Annotated in this window: 20 protein-coding genes; 15 read left to right on the forward strand and 5 right to left on the reverse strand. The window is 72.8% G+C overall.

The window, feature by feature from the left end; genetic code table 11:
• From rpoZ to ACIBTU_RS24775, 4 genes are all read left to right on the forward strand, one after another.
• The gene (gene rpoZ, locus ACIBTU_RS24760) at window positions 1-273 is read left to right on the forward strand and encodes a DNA-directed RNA polymerase subunit omega (RefSeq protein ID WP_005319902.1); all 273 of its coding nucleotides are present in this window, start codon (window positions 1-3) and stop codon (window positions 271-273) included.
• Window positions 274-391: 118 nt separating this feature from the next.
• Window positions 392-1,624 carry a bifunctional phosphopantothenoylcysteine decarboxylase/phosphopantothenate--cysteine ligase CoaBC gene (gene coaBC / locus ACIBTU_RS24765; protein WP_399128578.1) on the forward strand — a complete coding sequence of 411 codons (1,233 nt, stop codon included), beginning with the start codon at window positions 392-394 and terminating at the stop codon, window positions 1,622-1,624.
• Window positions 1,625-1,834: 210 nt separating this feature from the next.
• Window positions 1,835-3,043 (forward strand): methionine adenosyltransferase, encoded by a 1,209-nt coding sequence (metK, locus tag ACIBTU_RS24770; RefSeq protein ID WP_188340038.1) that lies wholly within the window; start codon window positions 1,835-1,837, stop codon window positions 3,041-3,043.
• 111 nt (window positions 3,044-3,154) lie between these two features.
• Window positions 3,155-5,269, forward strand: coding sequence for a primosomal protein N' (locus ACIBTU_RS24775; protein ID WP_399128579.1), 2,115 nt, complete (start codon window positions 3,155-3,157; stop codon window positions 5,267-5,269).
• A 185-nt stretch (window positions 5,270-5,454) separates the two neighbouring features.
• Here ACIBTU_RS24775 and ACIBTU_RS24780 read toward each other — a convergent pair whose 3' ends face one another.
• On the reverse strand, window positions 5,455-5,991 hold the full coding sequence (locus tag ACIBTU_RS24780) for a hypothetical protein (RefSeq protein WP_399128580.1): 537 nt from the start codon (window positions 5,989-5,991) through the stop codon (window positions 5,455-5,457).
• Window positions 5,992-6,272: 281 nt separating this feature from the next.
• On the opposite strand from ACIBTU_RS24780, the gene fmt reads away from it, so the two are divergent.
• The 9 genes from fmt to ACIBTU_RS24825 all read left to right on the forward strand — a co-directional run bounded on the left by fmt (window position 6,273) and on the right by ACIBTU_RS24825 (window position 15,535).
• Complete coding sequence (fmt, locus tag ACIBTU_RS24785) at window positions 6,273-7,202, forward strand: methionyl-tRNA formyltransferase (protein WP_399128582.1); 930 nt, start codon at window positions 6,273-6,275, stop codon at window positions 7,200-7,202.
• Between the two features lie 288 nt (window positions 7,203-7,490).
• Entirely contained in the window at window positions 7,491-8,948 is a 1,458-nt protein-coding gene (locus ACIBTU_RS24790; RefSeq protein ID WP_399128583.1) for an RsmB/NOP family class I SAM-dependent RNA methyltransferase, read from the forward strand.
• A 78-nt stretch (window positions 8,949-9,026) separates the two neighbouring features.
• Window positions 9,027-9,713 carry a ribulose-phosphate 3-epimerase gene (gene rpe / locus ACIBTU_RS24795; protein ID WP_399128584.1) on the forward strand — a complete coding sequence of 229 codons (687 nt, stop codon included), beginning with the start codon at window positions 9,027-9,029 and terminating at the stop codon, window positions 9,711-9,713.
• 185 nt (window positions 9,714-9,898) lie between these two features.
• The gene (locus tag ACIBTU_RS24800) at window positions 9,899-10,882 is read left to right on the forward strand and encodes a sugar-binding transcriptional regulator (RefSeq protein WP_399128670.1); all 984 of its coding nucleotides are present in this window, start codon (window positions 9,899-9,901) and stop codon (window positions 10,880-10,882) included.
• A gap of 49 nt (window positions 10,883-10,931) precedes the next feature.
• Complete coding sequence (locus ACIBTU_RS24805; RefSeq protein WP_399128585.1) at window positions 10,932-11,342, forward strand: ribonuclease domain-containing protein; 411 nt, start codon at window positions 10,932-10,934, stop codon at window positions 11,340-11,342.
• Complete coding sequence (locus ACIBTU_RS24810) at window positions 11,339-11,674, forward strand: barstar family protein (protein WP_399128587.1); 336 nt, start codon at window positions 11,339-11,341, stop codon at window positions 11,672-11,674. The genes ACIBTU_RS24805 and ACIBTU_RS24810 overlap by 4 nt, the downstream gene beginning before the upstream one ends.
• A 117-nt stretch (window positions 11,675-11,791) precedes the next feature.
• Complete coding sequence (locus ACIBTU_RS24815; protein WP_399128588.1) at window positions 11,792-13,234, forward strand: GuaB1 family IMP dehydrogenase-related protein; 1,443 nt, start codon at window positions 11,792-11,794, stop codon at window positions 13,232-13,234.
• 342 nt (window positions 13,235-13,576) lie between these two features.
• Window positions 13,577-15,058: an amino acid permease gene (locus ACIBTU_RS24820; protein ID WP_399128590.1), complete on the forward strand. Its 1,482-nt coding sequence runs from the start codon at window positions 13,577-13,579 to the stop codon at window positions 15,056-15,058.
• A gap of 24 nt (window positions 15,059-15,082) precedes the next feature.
• Window positions 15,083-15,535, forward strand: a complete 453-nt coding sequence (locus ACIBTU_RS24825) for an Lrp/AsnC family transcriptional regulator (protein WP_384627690.1) — start codon at window positions 15,083-15,085, stop codon at window positions 15,533-15,535.
• 1 nt (window position 15,536) lies between these two features.
• Here ACIBTU_RS24825 and ACIBTU_RS24830 read toward each other — a convergent pair whose 3' ends face one another.
• Window positions 15,537-16,100, reverse strand: coding sequence for a Repetin (locus ACIBTU_RS24830; RefSeq protein ID WP_399128591.1), 564 nt, complete (start codon window positions 16,098-16,100; stop codon window positions 15,537-15,539).
• 351 nt (window positions 16,101-16,451) lie between these two features.
• Between ACIBTU_RS24830 and ACIBTU_RS24835 the strand changes: the two genes are divergently transcribed.
• A complete protein-coding gene (locus tag ACIBTU_RS24835) occupies window positions 16,452-18,155 on the forward strand; it encodes a flavin monoamine oxidase family protein (protein ID WP_399128593.1) in 1,704 nt (567 codons plus the stop codon).
• 31 nt (window positions 18,156-18,186) lie between these two features.
• Here the strand turns inward: ACIBTU_RS24835 and ACIBTU_RS24840 are convergent, their stop codons facing one another.
• Together ACIBTU_RS24840 and ACIBTU_RS24845 are read right to left on the reverse strand one after the other, a co-directional pair.
• Window positions 18,187-19,116: an LLM class F420-dependent oxidoreductase gene (locus tag ACIBTU_RS24840; RefSeq protein WP_399128594.1), complete on the reverse strand. Its 930-nt coding sequence runs from the start codon at window positions 19,114-19,116 to the stop codon at window positions 18,187-18,189.
• A 109-nt stretch (window positions 19,117-19,225) separates the two neighbouring features.
• Complete coding sequence (locus tag ACIBTU_RS24845) at window positions 19,226-19,939, reverse strand: DUF5995 family protein (protein ID WP_399128596.1); 714 nt, start codon at window positions 19,937-19,939, stop codon at window positions 19,226-19,228.
• A 170-nt stretch (window positions 19,940-20,109) separates the two neighbouring features.
• Here ACIBTU_RS24845 and ACIBTU_RS24850 point away from each other — a divergent pair, with 170 nt between their 5' ends.
• A complete protein-coding gene (locus ACIBTU_RS24850; RefSeq protein WP_399128671.1) occupies window positions 20,110-21,246 on the forward strand; it encodes a glycoside hydrolase family 6 protein in 1,137 nt (378 codons plus the stop codon).
• A 29-nt stretch (window positions 21,247-21,275) separates the two neighbouring features.
• Here the strand turns inward: ACIBTU_RS24850 and ACIBTU_RS24855 are convergent, their stop codons facing one another.
• Window positions 21,276-22,562, reverse strand: a complete 1,287-nt coding sequence (locus ACIBTU_RS24855) for a M48 family metallopeptidase (protein WP_399128597.1) — start codon at window positions 22,560-22,562, stop codon at window positions 21,276-21,278.
• Window positions 22,563-22,564 lie beyond the last annotated feature (2 nt).

Genomic DNA, 22,564 nt, shown 5'->3' on the forward strand with positions numbered 1-22,564 from the left:
GTGTCCTCTTCCATCACCGCGCCCGAGGGCATCATCAACCCGCCGATTGATGAGCTGCTCGAAGCGACCGACTCGAAGTACAGCCTGGTCATCTACGCCGCCAAGCGCGCGCGTCAGATCAACGCTTACTACTCCCAGCTCGGTGAGGGCCTGCTCGAGTACGTCGGCCCGCTCGTGGACACGCACGTCCACGAGAAGCCCCTGTCGATCGCCCTGCGCGAGATCAACGCGGGCCTGCTGACGTCCGAGGCCATCGAGGGCCCGGCTCAGTAACACCCGTTTTTCGTCGTCATCACAGGCCCGGCAGTACGACTGCCGGGCCTGTGGTGTGTCATGGAGGCGTACGGAGTCGTACGGGTCCCCGTACGCAGCGGATTTCAGGGGAGAGCCGGTGTCGAAGCCGAAGGTCGTTCTGGGAGTCAGCGGTGGCATCGCCGCCTACAAGGCGTGCGAGCTGCTGCGCAGGCTCACCGAGTCCGGGCACGACGTCCGCGTCGTCCCCACCGACTCCGCACTGCACTTCGTCGGCGCCGCGACCTGGTCGGCCCTGTCCGGCAACCCGGTCTCCACCGAGGTCTGGGACTCCGTCCACGAGGTCCCGCACGTGCGCATCGGCCAGCACGCCGACCTCGTGATCGTGGCGCCCGCCACCGCCGACATGCTCGCCAAGGCCGCCCACGGCCTCGCCGACGACCTCCTCACCAACACACTCCTCACCGCCCGCTGTCCGGTCGTCTTCGCGCCGGCCATGCACACCGAGATGTGGGAGCACCCCGCCACCCAGGAGAACGTCGCGACGCTGCGCCGCCGCGGCGCCCTCGTCATCGAGCCCGCCGTCGGCCGCCTCACCGGCGTCGACACCGGCAAGGGCCGCTTCCCCGACCCCGTCGAGATCTTCGAGTACGTGCGCCGGGTCCTGGCCCGCGGCGCCGACGCGGCCACCACCGACCTGGCCGGCACACACGTCGTCGTCAGCGCCGGCGGCACCCGCGAGCCCCTCGACCCGGTCCGCTTCCTCGGCAACCGCTCCTCCGGCAAGCAGGGCTACGCGCTCGCCCGCACCGCCGCCGCCCGCGGCGCCCGCGTCACGCTGCTCTCCGCCAACGCGGAGCTGCCCGACCCGGCCGGCGTCGACGTCGTCCACGTCGGCACCGCCGTCCAGCTGCGCGAGGCCGTGCTCAAGGCCGCGGCCGACGCCGACGCGGTCGTCATGGCCGCCGCCGTCGCCGACTTCCGCCCGGCCGTCTACGCGCCCGGCAAGATCAAGAAGCAGGGCGACAGCGGAGCGCCGACCGTCGAGCTGGTCCGCAACCCGGACATCCTCGCGGAGATCTCCGCCGAGCGGGCCCGCCCCGGCCAGATCGTCGTCGGCTTCGCCGCCGAGACCGACGACGTCCTCGCCAACGGCCGCGCCAAACTCGCCCGCAAGGGCTGTGACCTGCTCGTCGTCAACGAGGTCGGGGAGCGCAAGACCTTCGGCTCCGAGGAGAACGAGGCCGTGATCCTCGCCTCGGACGGCGCCGAGACGCCCGTCCCGTACGGCCCGAAGGAGGCGCTCGCGGACCGGATCTGGGACGAGGTCGTGCGCCGCGTGACCCCCGCACACGCCGATCCGCGCCGGTAGGGGCGCCGGATTCACGCTCGACCGGTACCCTTCCGGAGACCGATCCTCGTGTCGGACAATGCGGTGTCGCAGGTCACAGCCCTCCCAAGGGGCGAGACGCGTGACCCGGCAGCCGAGCCGACCGATAAACTGTTCTCGGACGACGCCAGGCGCAGCCCCCGGCCGTCCGTCAATGATCAGCCAGCAGCCGCTGCAACCACAGGGAGCGTTGTGTCCCGTCGCCTTTTCACCTCGGAGTCTGTCACCGAGGGTCACCCCGACAAGATCGCTGACCAGATCAGCGACACCATTCTCGACGCGCTGCTCCGCGAGGACCCCACGTCCCGCGTCGCCGTCGAGACGCTGATCACCACCGGCCTGGTGCACGTGGCCGGCGAGGTGACCACCAAGGCGTACGCGCCGATCGCGCAGCTCGTGCGCGAGAAGATCCTCGAGATCGGCTACGACTCGTCGAAGAAGGGCTTCGACGGCGCTTCCTGCGGCGTCTCGGTCTCCATCGGCTCGCAGTCGCCCGACATCGCGCAGGGCGTCGACACGGCGTACGAGAAGCGCGTCGAGGGTGACGACGACGAGCTCGACAAGCAGGGCGCGGGCGACCAGGGCCTGATGTTCGGCTACGCGTGCGACGAGACGCCGGAGCTCATGCCGCTCCCGATCCACCTCGCGCACCGCCTGTCGCGCCGCCTCTCCGAGGTTCGCAAGAACGGCACGATCCCCTACCTGCGTCCCGACGGCAAGACCCAGGTCACCATCGAGTACGACGGCGACAAGGCCGTCCGTCTCGACACGGTCGTCGTCTCCTCGCAGCACGCCTCGGACATCGACCTCGACTCGCTGCTCGCCCCCGACATCCGCGAGTTCGTCGTGGAGCCGGAGCTCAAGGCGCTCGTCGAGGACGGCATCAAGCTGGAGACCGACGGCTACCGTCTGCTGGTCAACCCGACCGGCCGCTTCGAGATCGGCGGCCCGATGGGCGACGCCGGCCTCACCGGCCGCAAGATCATCATCGACACGTACGGCGGCTACGCCCGTCACGGTGGCGGCGCCTTCTCGGGCAAGGACCCGTCCAAGGTGGACCGCAGCGCCGCCTACGCGATGCGCTGGGTCGCGAAGAACGTCGTGGCCGCGGGTCTCGCCTCACGCTGCGAGGTCCAGGTCGCGTACGCGATCGGCAAGGCCGAGCCCGTCGGTCTCTTCGTCGAGACCTTCGGCACGAACACGGTCGACACGGACAAGATCGAGGCCGCGATCACGGAGGTCTTCGACCTCCGCCCCGCCGCGATCATCCGCGACCTCGACCTGCTTCGCCCGATCTACGCCCAGACGGCCGCCTACGGTCACTTCGGGCGGGCGCTGCCCGACTTCACGTGGGAGAAGACCGACCGCGTGGACGCTCTGCGCAAGGCCGCGGGCCTGTAGGTCCGCCTCTCGGCCCGACCGGGGTCCGGCTCTCCCTTCGGGGGGAGCCGGGCCCCGGTTTCGTTTCCGGCGGCGAGGGCGTTGTCGGACCCCTCTGGTAGGAATGGCAGCGTGAGCAGCCAGAACGACAGTCCCGAGCCGGAGCAGCTCGCGTTCATCCGGGAGACGGTACGGAAGAACAAGGCCCCGAAGGCCAAGCCACGCACCTGGCGGGGGGCCGCGCTGGCCAAGGAGCTGCCCGTGGCCCGCGTTCTCGTCGACAAGGGCGTACTGCACCTCGACCGGTACTTCGAGTACGCCGTCCCGGAGGAGCTGGACGCGGTGGCGCAGCCCGGCGTACGGGTCCGGGTCCGGTTCGGCGCCGGGTCGAAGAACGTGCGGGACGGCCGGCGCGAGGGCGGCGGGCTCATCGACGGGTACCTCGTGGAGCGCGTCGCCGAGGCCGAGTACCAGGGGCCGCTGGCCGCGCTCGCCCAGGTCCTGTCGCCGGAGCCGGTGCTCGACGAGGAGCTCCTCGGACTGACCCGCGCCGTCGCCGACCGGTACGCGGGCAGCCTCGCCGACGTGCTGCAGCTCGCGATACCGCCCCGGCACGCCAAGGCGGAGGCCCGGGCGTTCCCCGAGCCGCCCGCCCCGCCGACCGCGCCCGAGCCCGGGTCCTGGCAGCGGTACGAGCGCGGGGCGGGCTTTCTCGGCTCGCTCGCGGCGGGCGGCGCCCCGCGCGCCGTGTGGACCGCGCTGCCCGGGCCCGAGTGGGCCGACGAGATCGCCCGGGCCGTCCGCGCGACCCTCGCGTCGGGGCGCGGCGCGCTCGTCGTCGTGCCCACCGTGCGGCTCGCCGCGCGCGTCGACGCGGCGCTGCGCGAGCAGTTGGGCGAAGGGCAGCACGCGCTGCTGACCGCCGAGGCGGGCCAGCAGCGGCGCTACTCGGAATGGCTCGCCGTCCGCCGTGGCGCGGTGCGGGCCGTGGTCGGGACCCGGGCCGCGATGTTCGCCCCCGTACGCGATCCCGGCCTGGTCGTGGTCTGGGACGACGGGGACGCGCACCACAGCGACGACCACGCGCCGTTCCCGCATGTGCGGGAGGTGCTCGAACTGCGGGCGGGGCGGGACAAGTGCGCTTTCCTGCTCGGGAGTTGGAGCTGCACGGTCGAGGCGGCGCAGCTGGTGCGCAGTGGCTGGGCGGCGGCGATCGCGGCCCCGCGCGAGCAGGTGCGGCGGACGGCTCCCCGGGTGCGGACCGTCGGCGACCTGGACCTCGCGCGGGACGAGGCGGCGCGCGCGGCGCGGCTGCCGAGCGTCGCGTGGGAGGTGGCGCGGACGGCGCTGCGGGACGGACCGGTGCTGGTCCAGGTGCCCCGCCGCGGATACGTGCCCCGGCTCGCCTGCCAGCGCTGCCGGGAGCCGGCCCGCTGCCGGCACTGCGCGGGCCCGCTGGAGGCGCGGGAGGCGGCCGGGGTCCTGGCCTGCTCGTGGTGCGGCCGGGAGGAGGCCGACTGGCACTGCGGCGAGTGCGGCGGCAACCGGCTGCGGGCCCAGGTGGTCGGCGCGCGGCGCACCGCTGAGGAGTTGGGCCGAGCGTTCCCCGCCGTGCCCGTGCGGACCTCGGGGCGGGAGCAGGTGCTCGACACGGTGTCCGGCGGGCCCGCGCTCGTCGTCAGCACGCCCGGCGCGGAGCCCGTCGCCGAGGGCGGGTACGCGGCCGCGCTGCTGCTCGACGGCTGGGCCATGCTCGGGCGGCCCGATCTGCGCGCGGGCGAGGACGCGCTGCGGCGCTGGATCGCCGCGTCCGCGCTCGTGCGGCCGCAGGAGGCGGGCGGCACGGTCGTCGTCGTGGCCGAGCCCACGCTGCGGCCCGTGCAGGCGCTGGTCCGCTGGGACCCGGTCGGGCACGCGGTGCGGGAGCTCGCGGACCGGGCCGAGCTGGGCTTTCCACCGGTGTCCCGGATGGCCTCGGTCAGCGGTGCGCCGGAGGCCCTCGCCGACTTCCTGCGGGCCGTGGAACTGCCGGGCGACGCGGAGGTGTTGGGGCCGGTGCCCATCGTCGAGCCCGGTGGGCCGCGGCGGGGCGCCGAGCCTGCGGGGGAGCGGGCGCTCGTCCGGGTGCCGCCGGGGAGCGGGGCGGCCCTGGCGGGGGCCCTGAAGCGGGCTCAGGCGGCGCGGATGGCCCGGGGGGCCGGGACGGATCCGGTGCGGGTGCGGATCGATCCGCCGGACATCGGGTGAGCGGGCGGTGCGGACGCATTTCTGCTGCGGGCCCGGTGGGGTCTCGTCGCGCCCCGCGGCGGAGCCGCTGACAGACACAGCCCCGCGCCCCTGAGGTGCATGCCCTTCGGGCGCACCTCATAGACGAAGGCTGAGCAGCAATGCTGCTCAGCCTTCGTCGGGCGCGGGGAACCGCGTGGCCGGCCTCAGCCGTTGCGGGGACCGGGGAAGACCCCGGGGCGGGGCTCTTCGCGCAGGCCCGCGCTGCCCGCGGTCGGCTGCGTCGGCATGGACCGCGCGGCCGGCACCGAGGGCAGCGGACCCGCTCCGAGCGGCACCGGCGGCCGGGCCGAGGTGTCACCGGCCCGCTCCGCGTCGGCGGCGGCCTGCGCGGCCGCCCGGCGCGCCCCGTACCGGCGGTGCACCGCCTGCTTGGTCACGCCGAGCGCGGAGCCCACCGCGTCCCACGAGAAGCCCAGGGAGCGGTCGAAGTCCACTGCGGCGGTCACCAGGGTCTCGACGCTGTCGCGCAGCTCCTGGGCCAGACGGACGGTCGGGGCGGGGGCCCGCCCGTAGACGACGAAGCCGGCGGAGGGGCCGGAGCGGCGCGGACGGTAGACGTTGCCGAGCTGTGCGGTGAGGGTGCGCAGTGCGTCCACCTGCCGCCGGACCCGCTCGATGTCCCGCACAAGGAGGTGCAGGCTGGCCCGTGCCTGGGCGTCGTGGGTTGCGTGGTCGGCCATTTACAAGCCTCTCGAACCGGCGATGAAGAAGGATCGGGCCGAGCTCACGCCGAACGGCGATTCAGGCGACTCACCGGTGACGATCGCGAGTGATCCCGGCCCGTGGATTGGTCAACTCTTTCTTGACCAACGCGCCATCCGGTGAGGGGTCACGCTGATCCGGCGTATCCGCATATGCGCGGGGCGCACGGCGGGACGTGCGCCCCATGCGCGGGCGTCATCCGCCGCCCATAGACTGGTGTGTCGCCCGTGACCCCGCCCCGAGAGGCCGTTAGCCACTGATGAAGCTCGTCTTCGCCGGCACCCCCGAGGTCGCCGTTCCCGCTCTGGACGCCCTGATCGCCTCCGACCGGCACGAGGTCGCCGCCGTCGTGACCCGGCCCGACGCCCCTGCCGGGCGCGGCCGTCACATGGTCGCGAGCCCCGTCGCCGAGCGCGCCGCCGAGGCCGGCATCGAGGTGCTCAAGCCGGTCCGGCCCCGTGACGAGGACTTCCTGGCCCGGCTGCGCGAGATCGCGCCGGACTGCTGCCCCGTCGTCGCCTACGGCGCGCTGCTCCCCAAGATCGCCCTCGACGTGCCGGCCCGCGGCTGGGTCAACCTGCACTTCTCGCTGCTGCCCGCCTGGCGCGGTGCCGCGCCCGTCCAGCACGCGCTGATGGCCGGTGACGAGATCACCGGCGCGTCCACCTTCCTCATCGAGGAGGGGCTCGACTCGGGCCCGGTGTACGGCACGGTGACCGAGGCGATCCGTCCCGCCGACACCAGCGGCGACCTGCTGACCCGGCTCGCCTTCGCGGGGGCGGGGCTGCTCGCCGCGACCATGGACGGCATCGAGGACGGTGCGCTGACGGCCGTTCCGCAGCCGGCCGACGGGATCTCGCTCGCCCCGAAGATCACGGTGGAGGACGCGCGGATCGACTGGGCGGCGCCCGCGCTCCGCGTCGACCGGGTGGTGCGCGGATGCACTCCGGCGCCGGGGGCCTGGACGGAGTTCCGGGGCGAGCGGCTCAAGGTGCGGTCGGCCGTGCCGGTCCCGGACCGTACGGATCTGGCGCCGGGTGAGCTGAGCGTCGGCAAGAAGAACCTGTACGTCGGGACGGGGTCGTTCGCCGTCGAGCTGCTCTGGGTCCAGGCCCAGGGCAAGAAGCCGATGGCTGCCGCCGATTGGGCCCGGGGTGTCCGCATCGCCGAGGGCGAGCGGCTGGGCTGATCCGGCTTCCAGCTCGGCCGGTCCGGTTCGTCGCCGGGTCCGGGTCCGGTGGGGGCTGGCCGCGCAGTTCCCCGCGCCCCTGATGAGGCTGCGCCTCATCGGGGAAATGCCGCCCGCAGGGCGTGCATTTCAGGGGCGCGGGGCTGTGTCATCAGCGGCTCCGCCGCGGGGCGCGAGAAGCCCCACCGGGCCGGGGCCGCGATACGACCTTCGCCCCCACGGCGAAGGCGGACCCGCGCCCCACGTACGCTGGAAGCGATCGTCACCCCTCGCATCAGCGGAGCACCTTTGAACGACCAGCCGGCCTCGTCGAGCAACAGCCCCCGCACCAAGGGCACCCAGGGCAAGCCGGGCAAGCCGCACCGCCGCCCGAAGAAGGACCCCGTACGGATCCTCGCCTTCGAGGCGCTGCGCGCGGTCGACGAGCGGGACGCGTACGCGAACCTCGTGCTGCCCCCGCTCCTGCGCAAGGCCCGCGCGAAGGGCGACTTCGACAACCGCGACGCGGCGCTCGCGACCGAGCTGGTGTACGGGACGCTGCGCCGCCAGGGCACGTACGACGCGATCGTGGCGGCCTGCATCGACCGGCCGCTGCGCGAGGTCGACCCTCCGGTGCTCGACGTGCTGAACCTGGGCGTGCACCAGCTGCTCGGCACCCGGATCCCGACGCACGCCGCCGTCTCCGCCTCCGTCGAGCTGGCCCGCGTCGTGCTCGGCGACGGCCGCGCCAAGTTCGTCAACGCCGTGCTGCGCAAGGTCTCGCAGCACGATCTCGACGCCTGGGTGGAGCGCGTCGCGCCGCCGTACGACGAGGACCCCGAGGACCATCTCGCCGTCGTCCATTCGCATCCGCGATGGGTCGTCTCGGCGCTGTGGGACTCCCTCGGCGGCGGCCGGGCCGGGATCGAGGACCTGCTCGAGGCGGACAACGAGCGGCCCGAGGTGACCCTCGTCGCGCGCCCCGGCCGGACCACCGCCGAGGCGATCCTCGCCGAGGTCGGAGAGGAGTCCGGGCTCCCGGGCCGCTGGTCCCCGTACGCCGTGCGCCTCGCCGAGGGCGGCGAGCCGGGCTCGTTCGACGTGGTGCGGTCCGGGCGGGCCGGCGTCCAGGACGAGGGCAGCCAGCTGGTCGCCCTCGCACTCGCGAACGCGCCGCTGGACGGCCCCGACGAGAAGTGGCTGGACGGCTGCGCGGGTCCCGGCGGCAAGGCCGCCATGCTCGCGGGGCTCGCCTCGCAGCGCGGCGCGACACTGCTCGCCTCCGAGAAGCAGCCGCACCGCGCCGGTCTCGTCGCCAAGGCCCTCGACGGCAACCCGGGCCCGTACCAGGTGATCGCCGCCGACGGCACCCGCCCGCCGTGGCGCCCCGGAGTCTTCGACCGGGTCCTGATGGACGTCCCCTGCACCGGACTCGGCGCCCTGCGCCGCCGCCCGGAGGCCCGCTGGCGCCGCCGCCCCGAGGACCTGGACGGCTTCGGCCCGCTGCAGCGCTCCCTGCTGCGCACCGCCCTGGAGTCGGTGCGGGTCGGCGGCGTCGTCGGCTACGCGACCTGCTCCCCGCACCTGGCCGAGACCCGGGCCGTCGTGGACGACGTCCTGAAGGGCTTCGCCGGGGCCGAGCTGATCGACGCGCGCCCGATGCTGGAGGGCGTCCCGGGGCTCGGTGAGGGCCCGGACGTCCAGCTGTGGCCGCACCTGCACGGGACCGACGCGATGTACCTGGCGCTGATCCGTCGCACCTCGTGATCGTTTCGTAAGGTTCCGGATCCGGATGTGGTCTGGACCGGGGCGGGCAACGGCCTCCGGGCATGGCAGTCTTGGGGCATGGCCGCGCAGATCAACCCCAGCATCCTGTCCGCCGACTTCGCCCGTCTCGCCGACGAGGCGAAGGCGGTCCAGGGCGCCGACTGGCTCCACGTCGACGTCATGGACAACCATTTCGTCCCGAACCTGACCCTGGGCGTTCCGATCGTCGAGTCGCTGGCCAAGGCGACCTCGACCCCGCTGGACTGCCACCTGATGATCGAGAACCCGGACCGCTGGGCTCCGCAGTACGTGGAGGCGGGCGCCGGTTCGGTCACCTTCCACGCGGAGGCCGCGCAGGCGCCGGTCCGCCTCGCCCGCGAGATCCGGGCCAAGGGCGCCCGCGCCTCCATGGCCCTCAAGCCGGCGACGCCGATCGAGCCGTACGAGGATCTGCTGCCCGAGCTCGACATGCTGCTGATCATGACGGTTGAGCCGGGCTTCGGCGGGCAGGCGTTCCTGGACATCATGCTGCCGAAGATCCGCCGCACCCGTGAGCTGATCGCGAAGCACGGGCTCGAGCTGTGGCTGCAGGTGGACGGAGGGGTGTCGGCCTCGACGATCGAGCGGTGCGCGGAGGCGGGCGCGGACGTGTTCGTCGCCGGTTCGGCGGTATACGGCGCAGAGGATCCGGCGGAGGCGGTCCGTGCACTGCGCAGCCAGGCGGACACCGCCACCGCTTCCGCGGCCTGGGCGTGCGGCCACTGAGCCACGGATACGTGAACGGCGGCCATCGGGGCTGATCGACCGCTCTGGATCTGCAAGGATGAACAGCAAATCCAGTTGTGAACAGCAGCGTGTGCCGTGCGAGTCGTGAAGACGTGCAATTCGTGAAGAAGAGCAGTGAGGAGATCGCCGTGTCCGCATCATCGGCAGGACGCGCAGCCCTGCGGATGGGACCCGCGGAGCTGGTGCAGGCGGCGGCCATGGCCCGTCGCTTCTACCTCGAGGGCAAGTCCAAGATCCAGATCGCCGAGGAGTTCGGCGTGAGCCGCTTCAAGGTGGCCCGCGTCCTCGAAACCGCCCTGGAGCGGGACCTCGTGCGCATCGAGATCCGGGTGCCGGCCGAGCTGGACGCGGAGCGCTCCGACGCGCTGCGTGCCCGCTACGGGCTGCGGCACGCGGTCGTGGTCGAGTCCCCGGCCGAGGCCGAGGAGTCCACCGACCCGGAGAACCTGGGCGAGGTCGCCGCCGACCTGCTCGGCGAGCTCGTGACCGAGGGCGACGTCCTGGGCCTGGCCTGGGGCCGCTCCACGATCCACATGGCCGCCGCCCTCGACCGGCTGCCGCCGTGCACCGTCGTGCAGCTGACCGGTGTCTACGACGCCGGGACCGCGGAGCGCGGCTCCGTGGAGGCCGTGCGCCGTGCCGCGCAGGTCTCCGGCGGCGACGCCCACCCCATCTACGCCCCGATGCTGCTGCCCGACGCCGCGACCGCCGCGGCGCTGCGCAACCAGACGGGCATCGCCCGCGCCTTCGAGTACTTCGACAAGGTCACCGTCGCCTGTGTGTCGATCGGCTCCTGGGAGCCCGGCATCTCGACCGTGCACGACATGCTCAGCGACGAGGAGCGCGCGCACTACGCCTCGCTCGGTGTCGCCGCCGAGATGTCCGCGCACCTCTTCGACGCACAGGGCCGGCGCGTCGGCCGGGACCTCGGCGAGCGCTGCATCACGGTCGAGGCCGACCGGCTGCGCCGTATACCCGAGGTCGTGGCGATCGCGGGCGGCCAGCGCAAGGCTTCCGCCATCGACGCCGTGCTCCGTTCGGGCCTGGTCACGAGCCTGGTCACCGACACCGCCGCCGCGGACTTCCTGCTGACCGCAGGACCCGCGCCGCGGCCCGCACTGCAGCGCGCCGATCCCGACGGGGTCTGACCGGGGCCGCATCCCGGCGGGCCCGCCCGCTCCGTGGCAGCATCGGACCATGCTGTCCCGGATGCTCGGCGTGCTCCTCGTCTGCCTCGGTCTGTTCGTCTCCGGCTGCTCGTCCGGCACGGACACGACCGCGGCGGACCCCTCCGCCCCGTCGAAGGCGTCCGCGCCCGCCTGGGCCGCCGGCATGGCGACCGTGCGGGAGGCGGACCTGCCCGCCGAGGCACGCTCCACTCTGCGGCTGATCGACGCCGGCGGTCCCTTCCCGTACGAGAAGGACGGGACCGTCTTCGGGAACTTCGAGGGGGAGCTGCCCAAGGAGCGGCGCGGCTACTACCACGAGTACACCGTGCGCACCCCGGGCGAGCGCGACCGCGGCGCCCGGCGCATCGTCACCGGGGACGGCGGCGAGACGTACTACACCGATGACCACTACGAGTCGTTCAAGGCGGTGCTGCGATGAGCGGGCTCCCCGCGTCCCCGGCCGACTGGACCGTGCGCGCCCTCGACCTCGGCGGCGTGGCGGACAAGGCCGGGCTCATGGACCGGATCGCCGGGGCGCTCGCGCTGCCCTCCTGGTTCGGCCGGAACTGGGACGCCCTCGCCGACGTCCTCGGCGACCACCAGCTGATGCCCGAGGGCGCGGCCGTCCTCGTCGTGTCCGGCTGGCGGGACTTCGAGGCACGCAACGCGGGGGAGTGGGCGACCGCCGTCGAGGTCTTCGACCAGGCCGCGGCGATCACCGTACTGCTGTCCCTCGGCGGCTCGGACGATCATCCAAGGCAGGGCCCCTGACCTTGGGACGTTCGGCCCGGAGACGTGCCGCGGGCCCGCGTGGGAAAATGAAGTACGTGCTTTGCGCTCCGGCGGCAACCTTCCGGAGCCCCCTTCTACCGACTGGGATGTCCGCACGTGCGTTTCCTCAATGACATCAAGCCCGCGTACGACCTGACGTACGACGACGTCTTCATGGTGCCGAGCCGGAGCGCAGTCGGCTCCCGCCAGGCCGTGGACCTCTCCGCGCCGGACGGCACGGGCACCACCATCCCGCTCGTCGTCGCCAACATGACGGCGATCGCCGGGCGCCGGATGGCCGAGACCATGGCCCGCCGCGGCGGACTGGTCGTCATCCCGCAGGACATCCCGATCGAGGTCGTCACCGACGTCATCTCCTGGGTCAAGACCCGCCACCTCGTCCTCGACACCCCCATCGTGCTGGCCCCGCACCAGACCGTCGCCGACGCGCTCGCGCTGCTGCCCAAGCGCGCGCACAACGCGGGCGTCGTGGTCGACGACGAGCAGCGCCCCGTCGGCGTCGTCACCGACCAGGACCTGAGCGGCGTGGACCGCTTCACGCAGCTGTCCGAGGTCATGTCCCGGGACCTGCTGCTGCTCGACGCGGACATCGACCCGCGCGACGCGTTCAACAAGCTGGACGGCGCCAACCGCCGCTACGCCCCGGCCGTCGACAAGGAAGGCCGCCTCGCGGGCATCCTGACCCGCACCGGCGCCCTGCGCGCCACCCTCTACACCCCGGCCACGGACGCGAACGGCAAGCTGCGCGTCGCCGCCGCCGTCGGCATCAACGGCGACGTGGCGGGCAAGGCCCAGCAGCTGCTCGACGCGGGCGTGGACACGCTCGTCATCGACACCGCGCACGGCCACCAGGAGTCGATGATCGAGGCCATCCGCAAGGTCCGCGCGCTCGACCCGCACGTGCCGATCGTCGCGGGCAACATCGTCGCCGCCGAGGGCGTCAAGGACCTCATCGAGGCGGGCGCGGACATCATCAAGGTCGGTGTCGGCCCCGGCGCCATGTGCACCACCCGCATGATGACCGGCGTCGGCCGGCCGCAGTTCTCCGCCGTCCTGGAGTGCGCCGCCGAGGCGAAGAAGTACGGCAAGCACGTCTGGGCCGACGGTGGCGTCCGGCACCCGCGCGACGTCGCCATGGCGCTCGCCGCCGGCGCGTCGAACGTGATGATCGGCTCCTGGTTCGCGGGCACCTACGAGTCCCCGGGCGACCTCCAGCACGACGCCCAGGGCCGCGCCTACAAGGAGTCCTTCGGCATGGCCTCGGCCCGCGCCGTGAAGAACCGCACGAGCGACGAGTCCGCGTACGACCGGGCCCGCAAGGCGCTGTTCGAGGAGGGCATCTCCACCTCGCGGATGTTCCTCGACCCGCAGCGTCCCGGTGTCGAGGACCTGGTCGACTCGATCATCGCGGGCGTCCGCTCCTCCTGCACCTACGCGGGAGCCAACTCGCTCGCCGAGTTCGAGGAGAAGGCAACGGTCGGCATCCAGTCCGCCGCCGGCTACGCCGAGGGCAAGCCGCTGCACGCCAGCTGGAGCTAGTCAGAGCTGGTCGGAGCTGGTCCCAGCACCGCAGCACCACCCGCGAACCCCGCGTCCCGCCCTTCGGGACGCGGGGTTCGCCGTTTCCCGCCGGGGTCGCCACGGTCAGCGGTACGCAACGGACGTAACGGACCACGCAACGAACACCCGCCTCGGGGGTGCTTGCGCAACGATCTTGCGGGGGTGCGCAAGGTTGCTGCATTACAGCTGGGAAGCCGAGTCATCTAGAGTCATCCGCTGTACGTGGCGTGGCGGAGGACGGCCTGCTCGGCGGTCCCCTGTCAGGGAAGTGGGCCGTCCCGTCCCCGCAGCCCAACAGGCAGCGATGAAGGAGCCCAGTCCGTGCTGGATCAAGGCGCACCCCCGCGCACCCCCCAGACCGAGCCCGCCCCCACCGGTCTCGGCACCCGTCTCCTGCGGCGCAAGCCGGTGGAACGCCTGGTCGCGGAGGGCGGCCAGGGTGAGGGAGGCTCGCTGCGGCGCTCGCTCGGCCTGTGGCAGCTCACCATGATCAGCATCGGTGCCACCCTCGGCACCGGCATCTTCGTCGTCCTCGGCGAGGCCGTCCCCAAGGCCGGACCCGCGGTCACGCTGTCCTTCGTGATCGCCGGACTCACCGCCCTCTTCTCGGCGCTGTCCTACGCCGAGCTCGCCGGCACCATCCCCGTCGCCGGCTCCTCCTACTCGTACGCATACGCAACGATGGGCGAGTTCGTCGCCTGGATCTGCGGCTGGTGCCTGGTCCTGGAGTACGGCGTCTCGGTCGCGGCCGTCGCCGTCGGCTGGGGCGAGTACCTCAACGAGCTGCTCGACGGCACCATCGGCGTCACGATCCCGGACGCGCTCTCCGCGCCGCCCGGCGACGGCGGCATCTTCAACCTGCCGGCCCTCATCGTCGTGCTGCTCGCCATGGCCTTCCTGCTCGGCGGCGCCCGTGAGTCCGCCCGCGCCAACACGATCATGGTCTGCGTGAAGATCGCGGCCCTGCTGCTGTTCTGCGCGATAGGCATCAAGGGCTTCCAGTCCGGCAACTACGAGCACTTCATGCCGCTCGGCATGGCGGGCGTCAGCGCCGCCGGTGCCACGCTCTTCTTCTCGTACATCGGCTTCGACGCCGCCTCCACGGCCGGCGAGGAGGCCAAGAACGCGCAGCGCGACCTGCCCCGCGCGATCATGCTCTCGCTGATCATCGTCACCGCGCTGTACGTCCTCGTCGCGGCCGTCGCCGTCGGCGCCAAGCCCTGGAAGCAGTTCAGCGACTCCGAGGCCGCCCTCGCCGGGATCATGAAGGACGTCACCGGCCAGACCTTCTGGGCCACGCTGCTCGCCGCCGGCGCCGTCATCGCCATCGCGTCCGTCGTCCTGACCGTGCTCTACGGCCAGACCCGCGTCCTGTTCGCCATGTCCCGCGACGGCCTCGTGCCCAAGGTGTTCTCCAAGGTCCACCCGAAGACCGGCACGCCCCGCGCCAACACGGTCATCGTCTCCCTGTTCTGCGGTGTCCTCGCCGCGGCGATCCCGCTCGGCCAGCTCGCCGACGCCACCAGCATCGGCACGCTCTTCGCGTTCGCCCTGGTCAACATCGCCGTCGTCCTGCTGCGCCGGACCCGGCCCGACATGAAGCGCACCTTCCGCGTGCCGCTCTCGCCGGTGCTGCCGATCCTCGGTTTCGCCTTCTGTGTGTGGATGATGGGCAGTCTGTCCACGATCACCTGGATCGTCTTCGGTGTCTGGATGGCCGTCGGTCTCGTGTTCTACTTCTGCTACGGAATGCGTCGCTCCCGCCTGAATGACGCAGACGCCCTCGTCACCGCAGAAAAGTAGCCGCAGAAAAGTGAACCTCCTGCCTTGCTGAACGATCTCGACGAACGCATCGTGCACGCCCTCGCCGAGGACGCCCGCCGCTCCTACGCCGACATCGGCCAGCTCGTGGGCCTGTCCGCGCCCGCCGTGAAGCGGCGCGTGGACCGGCTGCGGGCGACGGGCGCGATCACCGGTTTCACCGTGCGGGTCGACCCGGCCGCGCTCGGCTGGGAGACCGAGGGGTTCATCGAGATCTACTGCCGCCGCAACACCTCGCCGGAGTCGATCCGGCGAGGTCTGGAGCGGTATCCCGAGGTCGCGGCCGCCTCCACCGTCACCGGTGAGGCGGACGCCCTCGTCCAGGTCTTCGCCTCCGACATGCGCCACTTCGAGCGGGTCCTGGAGCGGATCGCGGGGGAGCCGTTCGTCGAGCGGACCAAGTCCGTCCTGGTGCTCTCCCCGCTCCTGCGCCGCTTCACGTCGGGCTCGCCCGCGTAGCTCAGCCGGTGGGGTACTCCGGCTTCCACGGCAGCACCTTGAAGTCGCCCGTGCCCTTCTTCGCCACCTCGAACGGGGGCGCGCTCATGCAGCGCGGCACTTCGAGCCGGTCCTGGTCCGGATTCGACCAGGTGTAGCCGAGCCGGTCCCTGCGGCCGTCGTCGGTGACGGAGATGCCGACCCGCTTGCCCTTGAACGGGGTGTCGGACTCCGTGACGATCCCCGTCATCACCGCCGTCTTCCCGCCCGTCATCAGGCAGTCGATCCGGCCCTTCGCCCAGCCGCCCTTGCCGCCCCGGTAGTGGCTGAAGGAGAACGTGCCGTAGGCCTTCTCCGGCGCCATGTTGTCCTTCGCCGCCAGATGCGCGTCGAACGTGAACGTGATGTCCTCGTCCGGCGCCGGCCGCCACAGCTTCGCCGTCCCGGTCAGCGCCGCCGCCTCGCGGGAGGCCGCCTGATGCCGCGCCGCCTGCGGGCCGTCGAGGTCGACGGTGGCCGCGGCAGTGCCGGTCGCCGCCACCAGCAAGGTCAGCGCCGTGGCCACCAGGATCCGCGTGCGTGCCATGGGAGAACCCCCTGTGTTCACCTGCTCGCCCGGTCCTTCCGGGTGTGAGAACGATCTCCCGGGAGCGGGGCCGGGGGCGTCGGGCCACGGTCGGGTCCCGTCTCCGCCGTGCGGGGGAGACGCAGCCGTACGCTCCGCTACCGGGAGCTCACACGGGTGCGCAACGAATCGCCGGTCCGGGTCCGCCGCGCGCAACGGATCGCATCCGCAGACGCAACGGTCCCGTCTTGTCCGGCCGACCGGCGGAAACGTACCGTCGTTGAGGTCCCTCACACCTCTTCCGCACCGCGCGGGGGACAGGCGCGCCCTGTTCCACCCGGCATGCCTGTTCCCGCAAGGAGTCCGTACCCCATGACGTCCACGGTGCCCACGACCGCCGTTCCGCACAGCGACGGCCAGCCGCCGATCACCATGTTCGGTCCGGACTTCCCGTACGCGTACGACGACTTCCTCGCGCACCCGGCGGGCCTCGGCCAGATACCCGCGACCGAGCTCGGCACCGAGATCGCCGTCATCGGCGGCGGGCTCTCCGGCATCATCGCCGCGTACGAGCTGATGAAGATGGGCCTCAAGCCCGTCGTCTACGAGGCCGACGAGATCGGCGGCCGGCTGCGCACCGTCGGCTTCGAAGGGACCCCGCCGGACGCCGCCGGGCTGACCGCCGAGATGGGCGCCATGCGCTTCCCGCCGTCCTCGACGGCGCTCCAGCACTACATCGACCTGGTGGGCCTGAAGACGCAGGACTTCCCCAACCCGCTGTCGCCCGCGACCCCCTCGACCGTCGTCGACCTCAAGGGCGAGTCGCACTACGCGCAGACGATCGACGACCTGCCGCAGGTCTACCGCGACGTCGCCGCGGCCTGGAACAAGTGCCTCGACGAGGGCGCCGACTTCTCCGACATGAACCAGGCGATGCGCGAGCGCGACGTGCCGCGCATCCGCGAGATCTGGGCGAAGCTCGTCGAGAAGCTCGACAACCAGACCTTCTACGGCTTCCTGTGCGAGTCCGAGGCCTTCAAGTCCTTCCGGCACCGCGAGATCTTCGGCCAGGTCGGCTTCGGCACCGGCGGCTGGGACACCGACTTCCCGAACTCGATCCTCGAGATCCTGCGCGTCGTCTACACCGAGGCCGACGACCACCACCGCGGCATCGTCGGCGGCTCGCAGCAGCTGCCGCTGCGCCTGTGGGAGCGCGAGCCGCAGAAGATCGTGCACTGGGCGCCCGGCACCTCGCTGTCCTCCCTGCACGAGAGCAAGCCCCGCCCCGCCGTGACCCGCCTCGCGCGCACGGCCGGCAACCACATCACCGTCACGGACGCCGACGGCGACATCCGCACGTACAAGGCCGCGATCTTCACCGCGCAGTCCTGGATGCTGCTCTCCAAGGTGGCCTGCGACGACGAGCTGTTCCCGATCGACCACTGGACGGCCATCGAGCGGACCCACTACATGGAGTCCAGCAAGCTGTTCGTCCCCGTCGACCGGCCGTTCTGGCTGGACAAGGACGAGGTCACCGGCCGGGACGTCATGTCGATGACGCTCACCGACCGCATGACCCGCGGCACCTACCTGCTCGACGACGGCCCGGACAAGCCCGCCGTCATCTGCCTCTCCTACACGTGGTGCGACGACAGCCTGAAGTGGCTGCCGCTGTCCGCGAACGAGCGGCTCGAGGTCATGCTGAAGTCGCTCGGCGAGATCTATCCGAACGTCGACATCCGCAAGCACATCATCGGCAACCCGGTGACCGTGTCCTGGGAGAACGAGCCCTACTTCATGGGCGCCTTCAAGGCGAACCTGCCGGGCCACTACCGCTACCAGCGGCGCCTGTTCACCCACTTCATGCAGGAGTCGCTGCCCGAGGACCGGCGCGGCATCTTCCTCGCCGGTGACGACATCTCCTGGACGGCCGGCTGGGCCGAGGGCGCCGTCCAGACCGCGCTCAACGCCGTGTGGGGCGTCATGCACCACCTGGGCGGCACCACCGACCCGACCAACCCGGGCCCCGGTGACCTCTACGAGTCGATCGCCCCGGTCGAGCTGCCGGAGGACTGACCCGGATCGCGAAGCAGCAGGCGCGGGCCCGTCACACTCCGGCGGCCCGCGCCTTCTCGTAGACCTCCGTCGCCAGGTCCGTGAGCTCCCGGGCGTCCCGGGCCGCGCCCTGGAGGTCGATCAGGATCTCCTCCACGCCGACCTCCGCGTGCGCCGCGAGGTCCTCCACGATCTGGTCGACGCTGCCCTGGAAGGGGGCGCGGTTCTCGCCCGTGTACGCCTCCCGCGTGTACTGCGTGTTCGCCCGCAGCACCGACTGGAGCGGGGCCGTACGACCGCGCTCCTCGGCCAGCGCGCGCAGCCCGGCGAACTCCCGGGCGAGGGCCTCGGTGCCCATCGACACCGGCATCCAGCCGTCCGCCCGGTCCACGAGCCGGCGCCTCGCCCTCGGGCTGTTCGCCGGGAGCAGGATCGGCAGGGGGCCGGCCGGCTTCGGGCCGACCTCGGACGGGGCGATCGTGGTCAGCGTGCCCTCGTGCGCCACCGGGTCCGGGCCCCACACCGCGCGGCACACGTCGATCAGCTCGTCGAGGACCTGGCCGCGCCGCTCGAACGGGGCCACGGAGGCCGCCGCGTACTCGTCGTGCGACCAGCCCGTGCCGAGCCCCGCCACGACGCGGCCGCCGCTCGCCGCGTCCAGCGAGGCGAGGGAGCGGGCCAGCTGGAACGGCACGTGCAGCGGGGCGACCAGGACGCTGGTGCCGAGCCGGGCCCGGGAGGTGGCGGAGGCGGCGAGGGTCAGCGAGATCAGCGGGTCGGCGACCGAGCGGTACTGGTCCGGCCACGGCAGGCCCGGTATCCCGTAGAGCCCCTGCGTGGCCGGCTCCGGGAAGAGGATCCGCTCGAAGACCCACAGGCTCTCGTAACCCGTGGCCTCCGCGGCGCGGGCCACCTCGGGGATGTCCCGCCCGATGGCGTACTGCCTCATCTGGGGCAGGCTCAGGCCGAGTCGCGTCGTCATACCGTGCTCCTTCGTCGTCCGTGATCGGTCGTCCGGATGCAGGTGCAAGTACGGGTACCAGGGACTCAACGCACGGCGATCACACGGGTGTTCCTGATATGACGAACCGTCAGTCCGGGAGTGGGGTGAGCAGCATGCGTCCCACGAGGCCCACCGAGGTGTCCAGGCGCTGGGTGAACTCGGCGGCCAGCGGCGGGAGTCCGCGCAGGGCCCACAGGGCGCGGGCGGCGGCCCACGCCGCGTCGCGGGCCCGCTCGATGCTCCAGGAGCCGAGCAGATGGGTCAGCGGATCGGCGATCTGGAGCAGATCGGGGCCCGGCATCAGCTCTTCGCGGATGCGCTCCTCCAGCGTCACGAGGAGTTCGCCCACGCGGTCGAACTCGTCCTCCAGACACTCCGGTTCGCAGCCGAGCGTACGACAGGTGTCCACGACGGCCAGCGCCAGATCGTGGCCGATGTGCGCGTTGATGCCCGCCAGCGCGAACTGCAGCGGGCGTACGCCGGGATGGCGGCGGAACATCAGGAGCGGGCGCCAGCAGGCGGGCGGACGCAGCCCGTGCGCCGCCGCGTCGACCGCGGCGAGATAGCGCTCCGCGAAGCGGACGTCCAGCGTGGTCGCGGCCGCCTCGTCGGTGAAACCGCCGCCGGGGCCCGCGTCGATCGCCCGGTCGACGGTGTCCGTGACCGTGAGATAGACCCGGTTGAACACGGCCACACCGTCCGTGGGCGGCAGCACCGCGGCGAGCCCGCGCATCCGCGCGAGCACCGTGTCGACCCCGCCGGCGAGCGCCCGGGGCTGTCCGATCTGTTCCAACTGCGCCATGCACGAAGGGTCCCAGTCGTAGGGTGACGCGGGTGTCGGCAGGCCGTGGGCTTCCCCAGAACGGGGGAACGGCGGACGACACGAGGGGGGAGAGCGCGGTGTCAGGGTTACGTGCGCGACGACTCGCGCGGCGGCGGTCGGCGCGACGGCGTGCGGCGGGCCGCTCGGCGATGCTCGTGGCGGCCTCGGCCGTGGTGGCCGTCGGGACGGTCGCGGGCCTGGTGTCCGCGCTGGACCACGGACCGGACGGCGACGACGAGGCACGCCCCGTCGTCAGCGCGTCGCCGAGCCTCCAGCCCCTGCCCGCCCTGCCGAGCCCGAGCCCGACCCCGTCCGCGACGAAGCCCTCGGCGAAGCCCAGTCCGAAGCGGACACCGAAGCCGACACCGACGGCGAAGCCCGCGAAGAAGACCCCGCACCGTCGGTCGAGTGTCCCGCCCGCCGCCACCCGCCTCTACCGGTACGGCGACTCACAGGTCCTGGAATGGGTGCGGGCCAACCGCTCGGACCCGCGCCGCCCCCTCATCGAGTCCCGGATAGCCGACCGGCCGACCGCCGTCTGGTTCGCCGACTTCACCCCGGACACCATCACGTCCCGGGTGCGCGCCGTCACCTCCGCGGCGGCGGCCGAAGGACGGGTGCCGGTCCTCGTGCCGTACGCGATACCCGAGCGGGACTGCGGCGGTGCCTCCGACGGCGGGGCCCCGGACCGGGCCGCGTACGACCACTGGATCGACCGGTTCGCGGCGGGCCTCGGCGGCCGGGAGGTCATCGTGATCCTGGAGCCGGACGCGCTCTCCCAGACGGAGTGCCTCGGCGCCGGGCAGCGCGCCGACCGCTACGCGGCGCTGGCCCGCGCGGGCCGGGTCATGAAGTCCGCGAACCCGCGCGCCCGCGTCTACTACGACGCGGGCCACTCCGGCTGGAACGCCCCGGCCACCCAGGCCGCCCGGCTGAGAGCGGCGGGCGCGGCGTCCCCCGCCTCGTCCGACGGCGTCTTCAGCAACGTCTCGAACTTCCAGCGCACCGCCGACGAGGCCGCCTACGACCGCCGGGTCCTGGCCGCGATGGGCGCCCCCGCGGGACTCGGAGCCGTCATCGACACCAGCCGCAACGGCAACGGCGCCCCCACCGACGGCACGTGGTGCGACCCCGACGGCCGCAGGATCGGCGAGGCCCCCACCCTGACCACGGGCCTGCCCCGCGTCGACGCCTACCTGTGGGTCAAACTCCCGGGCGAGTCCGACGGCTGCAAGGGGGAACCGGGCAGGTTCACCCCGGACTACGCGTACGAGCTGGCGGACTGAAGTTCGCGGACTGAGCCGGAGTCTCACCGTCAGCCGACGCCGCCCTGGGCGATGCGGCGGGCCCAGGTGCCCCGGGCGGGCTCCAGCTCCGCGTCGACGGCGCGCTCCCGCTCCGCGCCCGTCTCCACGGCGGCCGGCACGGGCGCGCCGATGCTCAGACAGGTACGGCGCAGATGGGTCGGGGGATGGGTGGCGTCGACGCTGTTCCCGCGCCGGACGCCGACCCGGCGCAGCCGCTCGTACTCCAGCGCGGGAACGGACGCGACATGCTCCCGCACGCGCTCCCACAGGCCCGCGCCGGCCTCGTCGCGCCGGGAGGTGCGGGTGGCGCGGGAGGCGGCGGCCGCGGTGCGGTTGAGCTCCCGGCGCAGGGCGATCGTCGTCGAGTCGGCGACCAGCAGCCGGTCCAGGAGGCCGAGCGCCGATTCGGTGGACCCGGCGCGGGCGGCGCCCCGGTCGGCCAGGTACTCGGCGCGCTGGGTGGCCCGCAGCGTGAGCTGGTCCATGAGCCGGAGCAGCCCGCGCAGGATGCCGCGCGGGATCACGTACAGGGCGTTGACGAGCATCTCGGCCACGGTCGGGTTGGCGGTCGGCAGGAAGTAGTAGTGCCAGGTGGTGAGCGAGCGGAAACCGGTCGCGACGACGACGCCGTGACGGAGGTCGCCGTTGCTGAAGTGCGCGAGTTCATGGCCCAGCAGCGCCACGCGCTCGCGCGGGGTGAGGATCTCCCACAGGGGCAGTCCGAGGGTCAGCAGGCGCCGACCGCGCCACCCCACCGGCATGACGCTCGCGTTGGGCTCGGCGTCCACGGCGATCAGGTCCACACCCCGGGTGCCGACCACCGCCGCGACCTCGTCGACCAGAGCGAACAGGGCGGGTGCCTGCGCGCGCCGCAGGACCGGCACGTTCTGCGGCATCCTGGCCGGGCGCGGGCTGAGCGGCCAGGCCGACGCGAGCAGCAGCATGCCCACCACCTTCAGTGGAACGCCCAGGTCCGCGAGGAGCAGCCAGAGGCCGCCGGCGACCAGGGCGAGCGTGGCGCCGTGGACCACGAGGGCGAGCGCGAAGGCGGCCACGGACGACGGATCGCGCCGGGCCCTGAGCTCGCTCCCGTCCGTCAGTTCGGCGAGCAGCCGCTCACCGTGACGGGCGGCCAGGGCACGGCGGGCCCGGTCGATCCGGCCGCCGTCCTCGCCGGGCGGCGCCGGGTCGATGTTCCACTCGCACTCCTGGCACCAGACGACGAACCGGTCGTCCCCGTCGAGCCCGGCGCCGCAGTCCGGGCACGCCGGTGCCTTCTCCTGGACGGAACGCATGG

Source organism: Streptomyces sp. NPDC050145, assembly GCF_044460245.1.
Classification (GTDB): Bacteria; Actinomycetota; Actinomycetes; order Streptomycetales; family Streptomycetaceae; genus Streptomyces.

Excerpts from the sequence above, each read along its gene's own strand:
- ACIBTU_RS24850 (WP_399128671.1), top strand. The coding sequence starts at position 20,110 with ATGCTCGTGGCGGCCTCGGCCGTGGTGGCCGTCGGGACGGTCGCGGGC.
- ACIBTU_RS24835 (WP_399128593.1), top strand. The coding sequence starts at position 16,452 with ATGACGTCCACGGTGCCCACGACCGCCGTTCCGCACAGCGACGGCCAG.
- ACIBTU_RS24800 (WP_399128670.1), top strand. The coding sequence starts at position 9,899 with ATGGGACCCGCGGAGCTGGTGCAGGCGGCGGCCATGGCCCGTCGCTTC.
- ACIBTU_RS24845 (WP_399128596.1), bottom strand. The coding sequence starts at position 19,939 with ATGGCGCAGTTGGAACAGATCGGACAGCCCCGGGCGCTCGCCGGCGGG.
- fmt (WP_399128582.1), top strand. The coding sequence starts at position 6,273 with ATGAAGCTCGTCTTCGCCGGCACCCCCGAGGTCGCCGTTCCCGCTCTG.
- rpe (WP_399128584.1), top strand. The coding sequence starts at position 9,027 with ATGGCCGCGCAGATCAACCCCAGCATCCTGTCCGCCGACTTCGCCCGT.
- ACIBTU_RS24810 (WP_399128587.1), top strand. The coding sequence starts at position 11,339 with ATGAGCGGGCTCCCCGCGTCCCCGGCCGACTGGACCGTGCGCGCCCTC.
- ACIBTU_RS24830 (WP_399128591.1), bottom strand. The coding sequence starts at position 16,100 with ATGGCACGCACGCGGATCCTGGTGGCCACGGCGCTGACCTTGCTGGTG.
- ACIBTU_RS24780 (WP_399128580.1), bottom strand. The coding sequence starts at position 5,991 with ATGGCCGACCACGCAACCCACGACGCCCAGGCACGGGCCAGCCTGCAC.
- ACIBTU_RS24805 (WP_399128585.1), top strand. The coding sequence starts at position 10,932 with ATGCTGTCCCGGATGCTCGGCGTGCTCCTCGTCTGCCTCGGTCTGTTC.
- ACIBTU_RS24855 (WP_399128597.1), bottom strand. The coding sequence starts at position 22,562 with ATGCGTTCCGTCCAGGAGAAGGCACCGGCGTGCCCGGACTGCGGCGCC.
- ACIBTU_RS24840 (WP_399128594.1), bottom strand. The coding sequence starts at position 19,116 with ATGACGACGCGACTCGGCCTGAGCCTGCCCCAGATGAGGCAGTACGCC.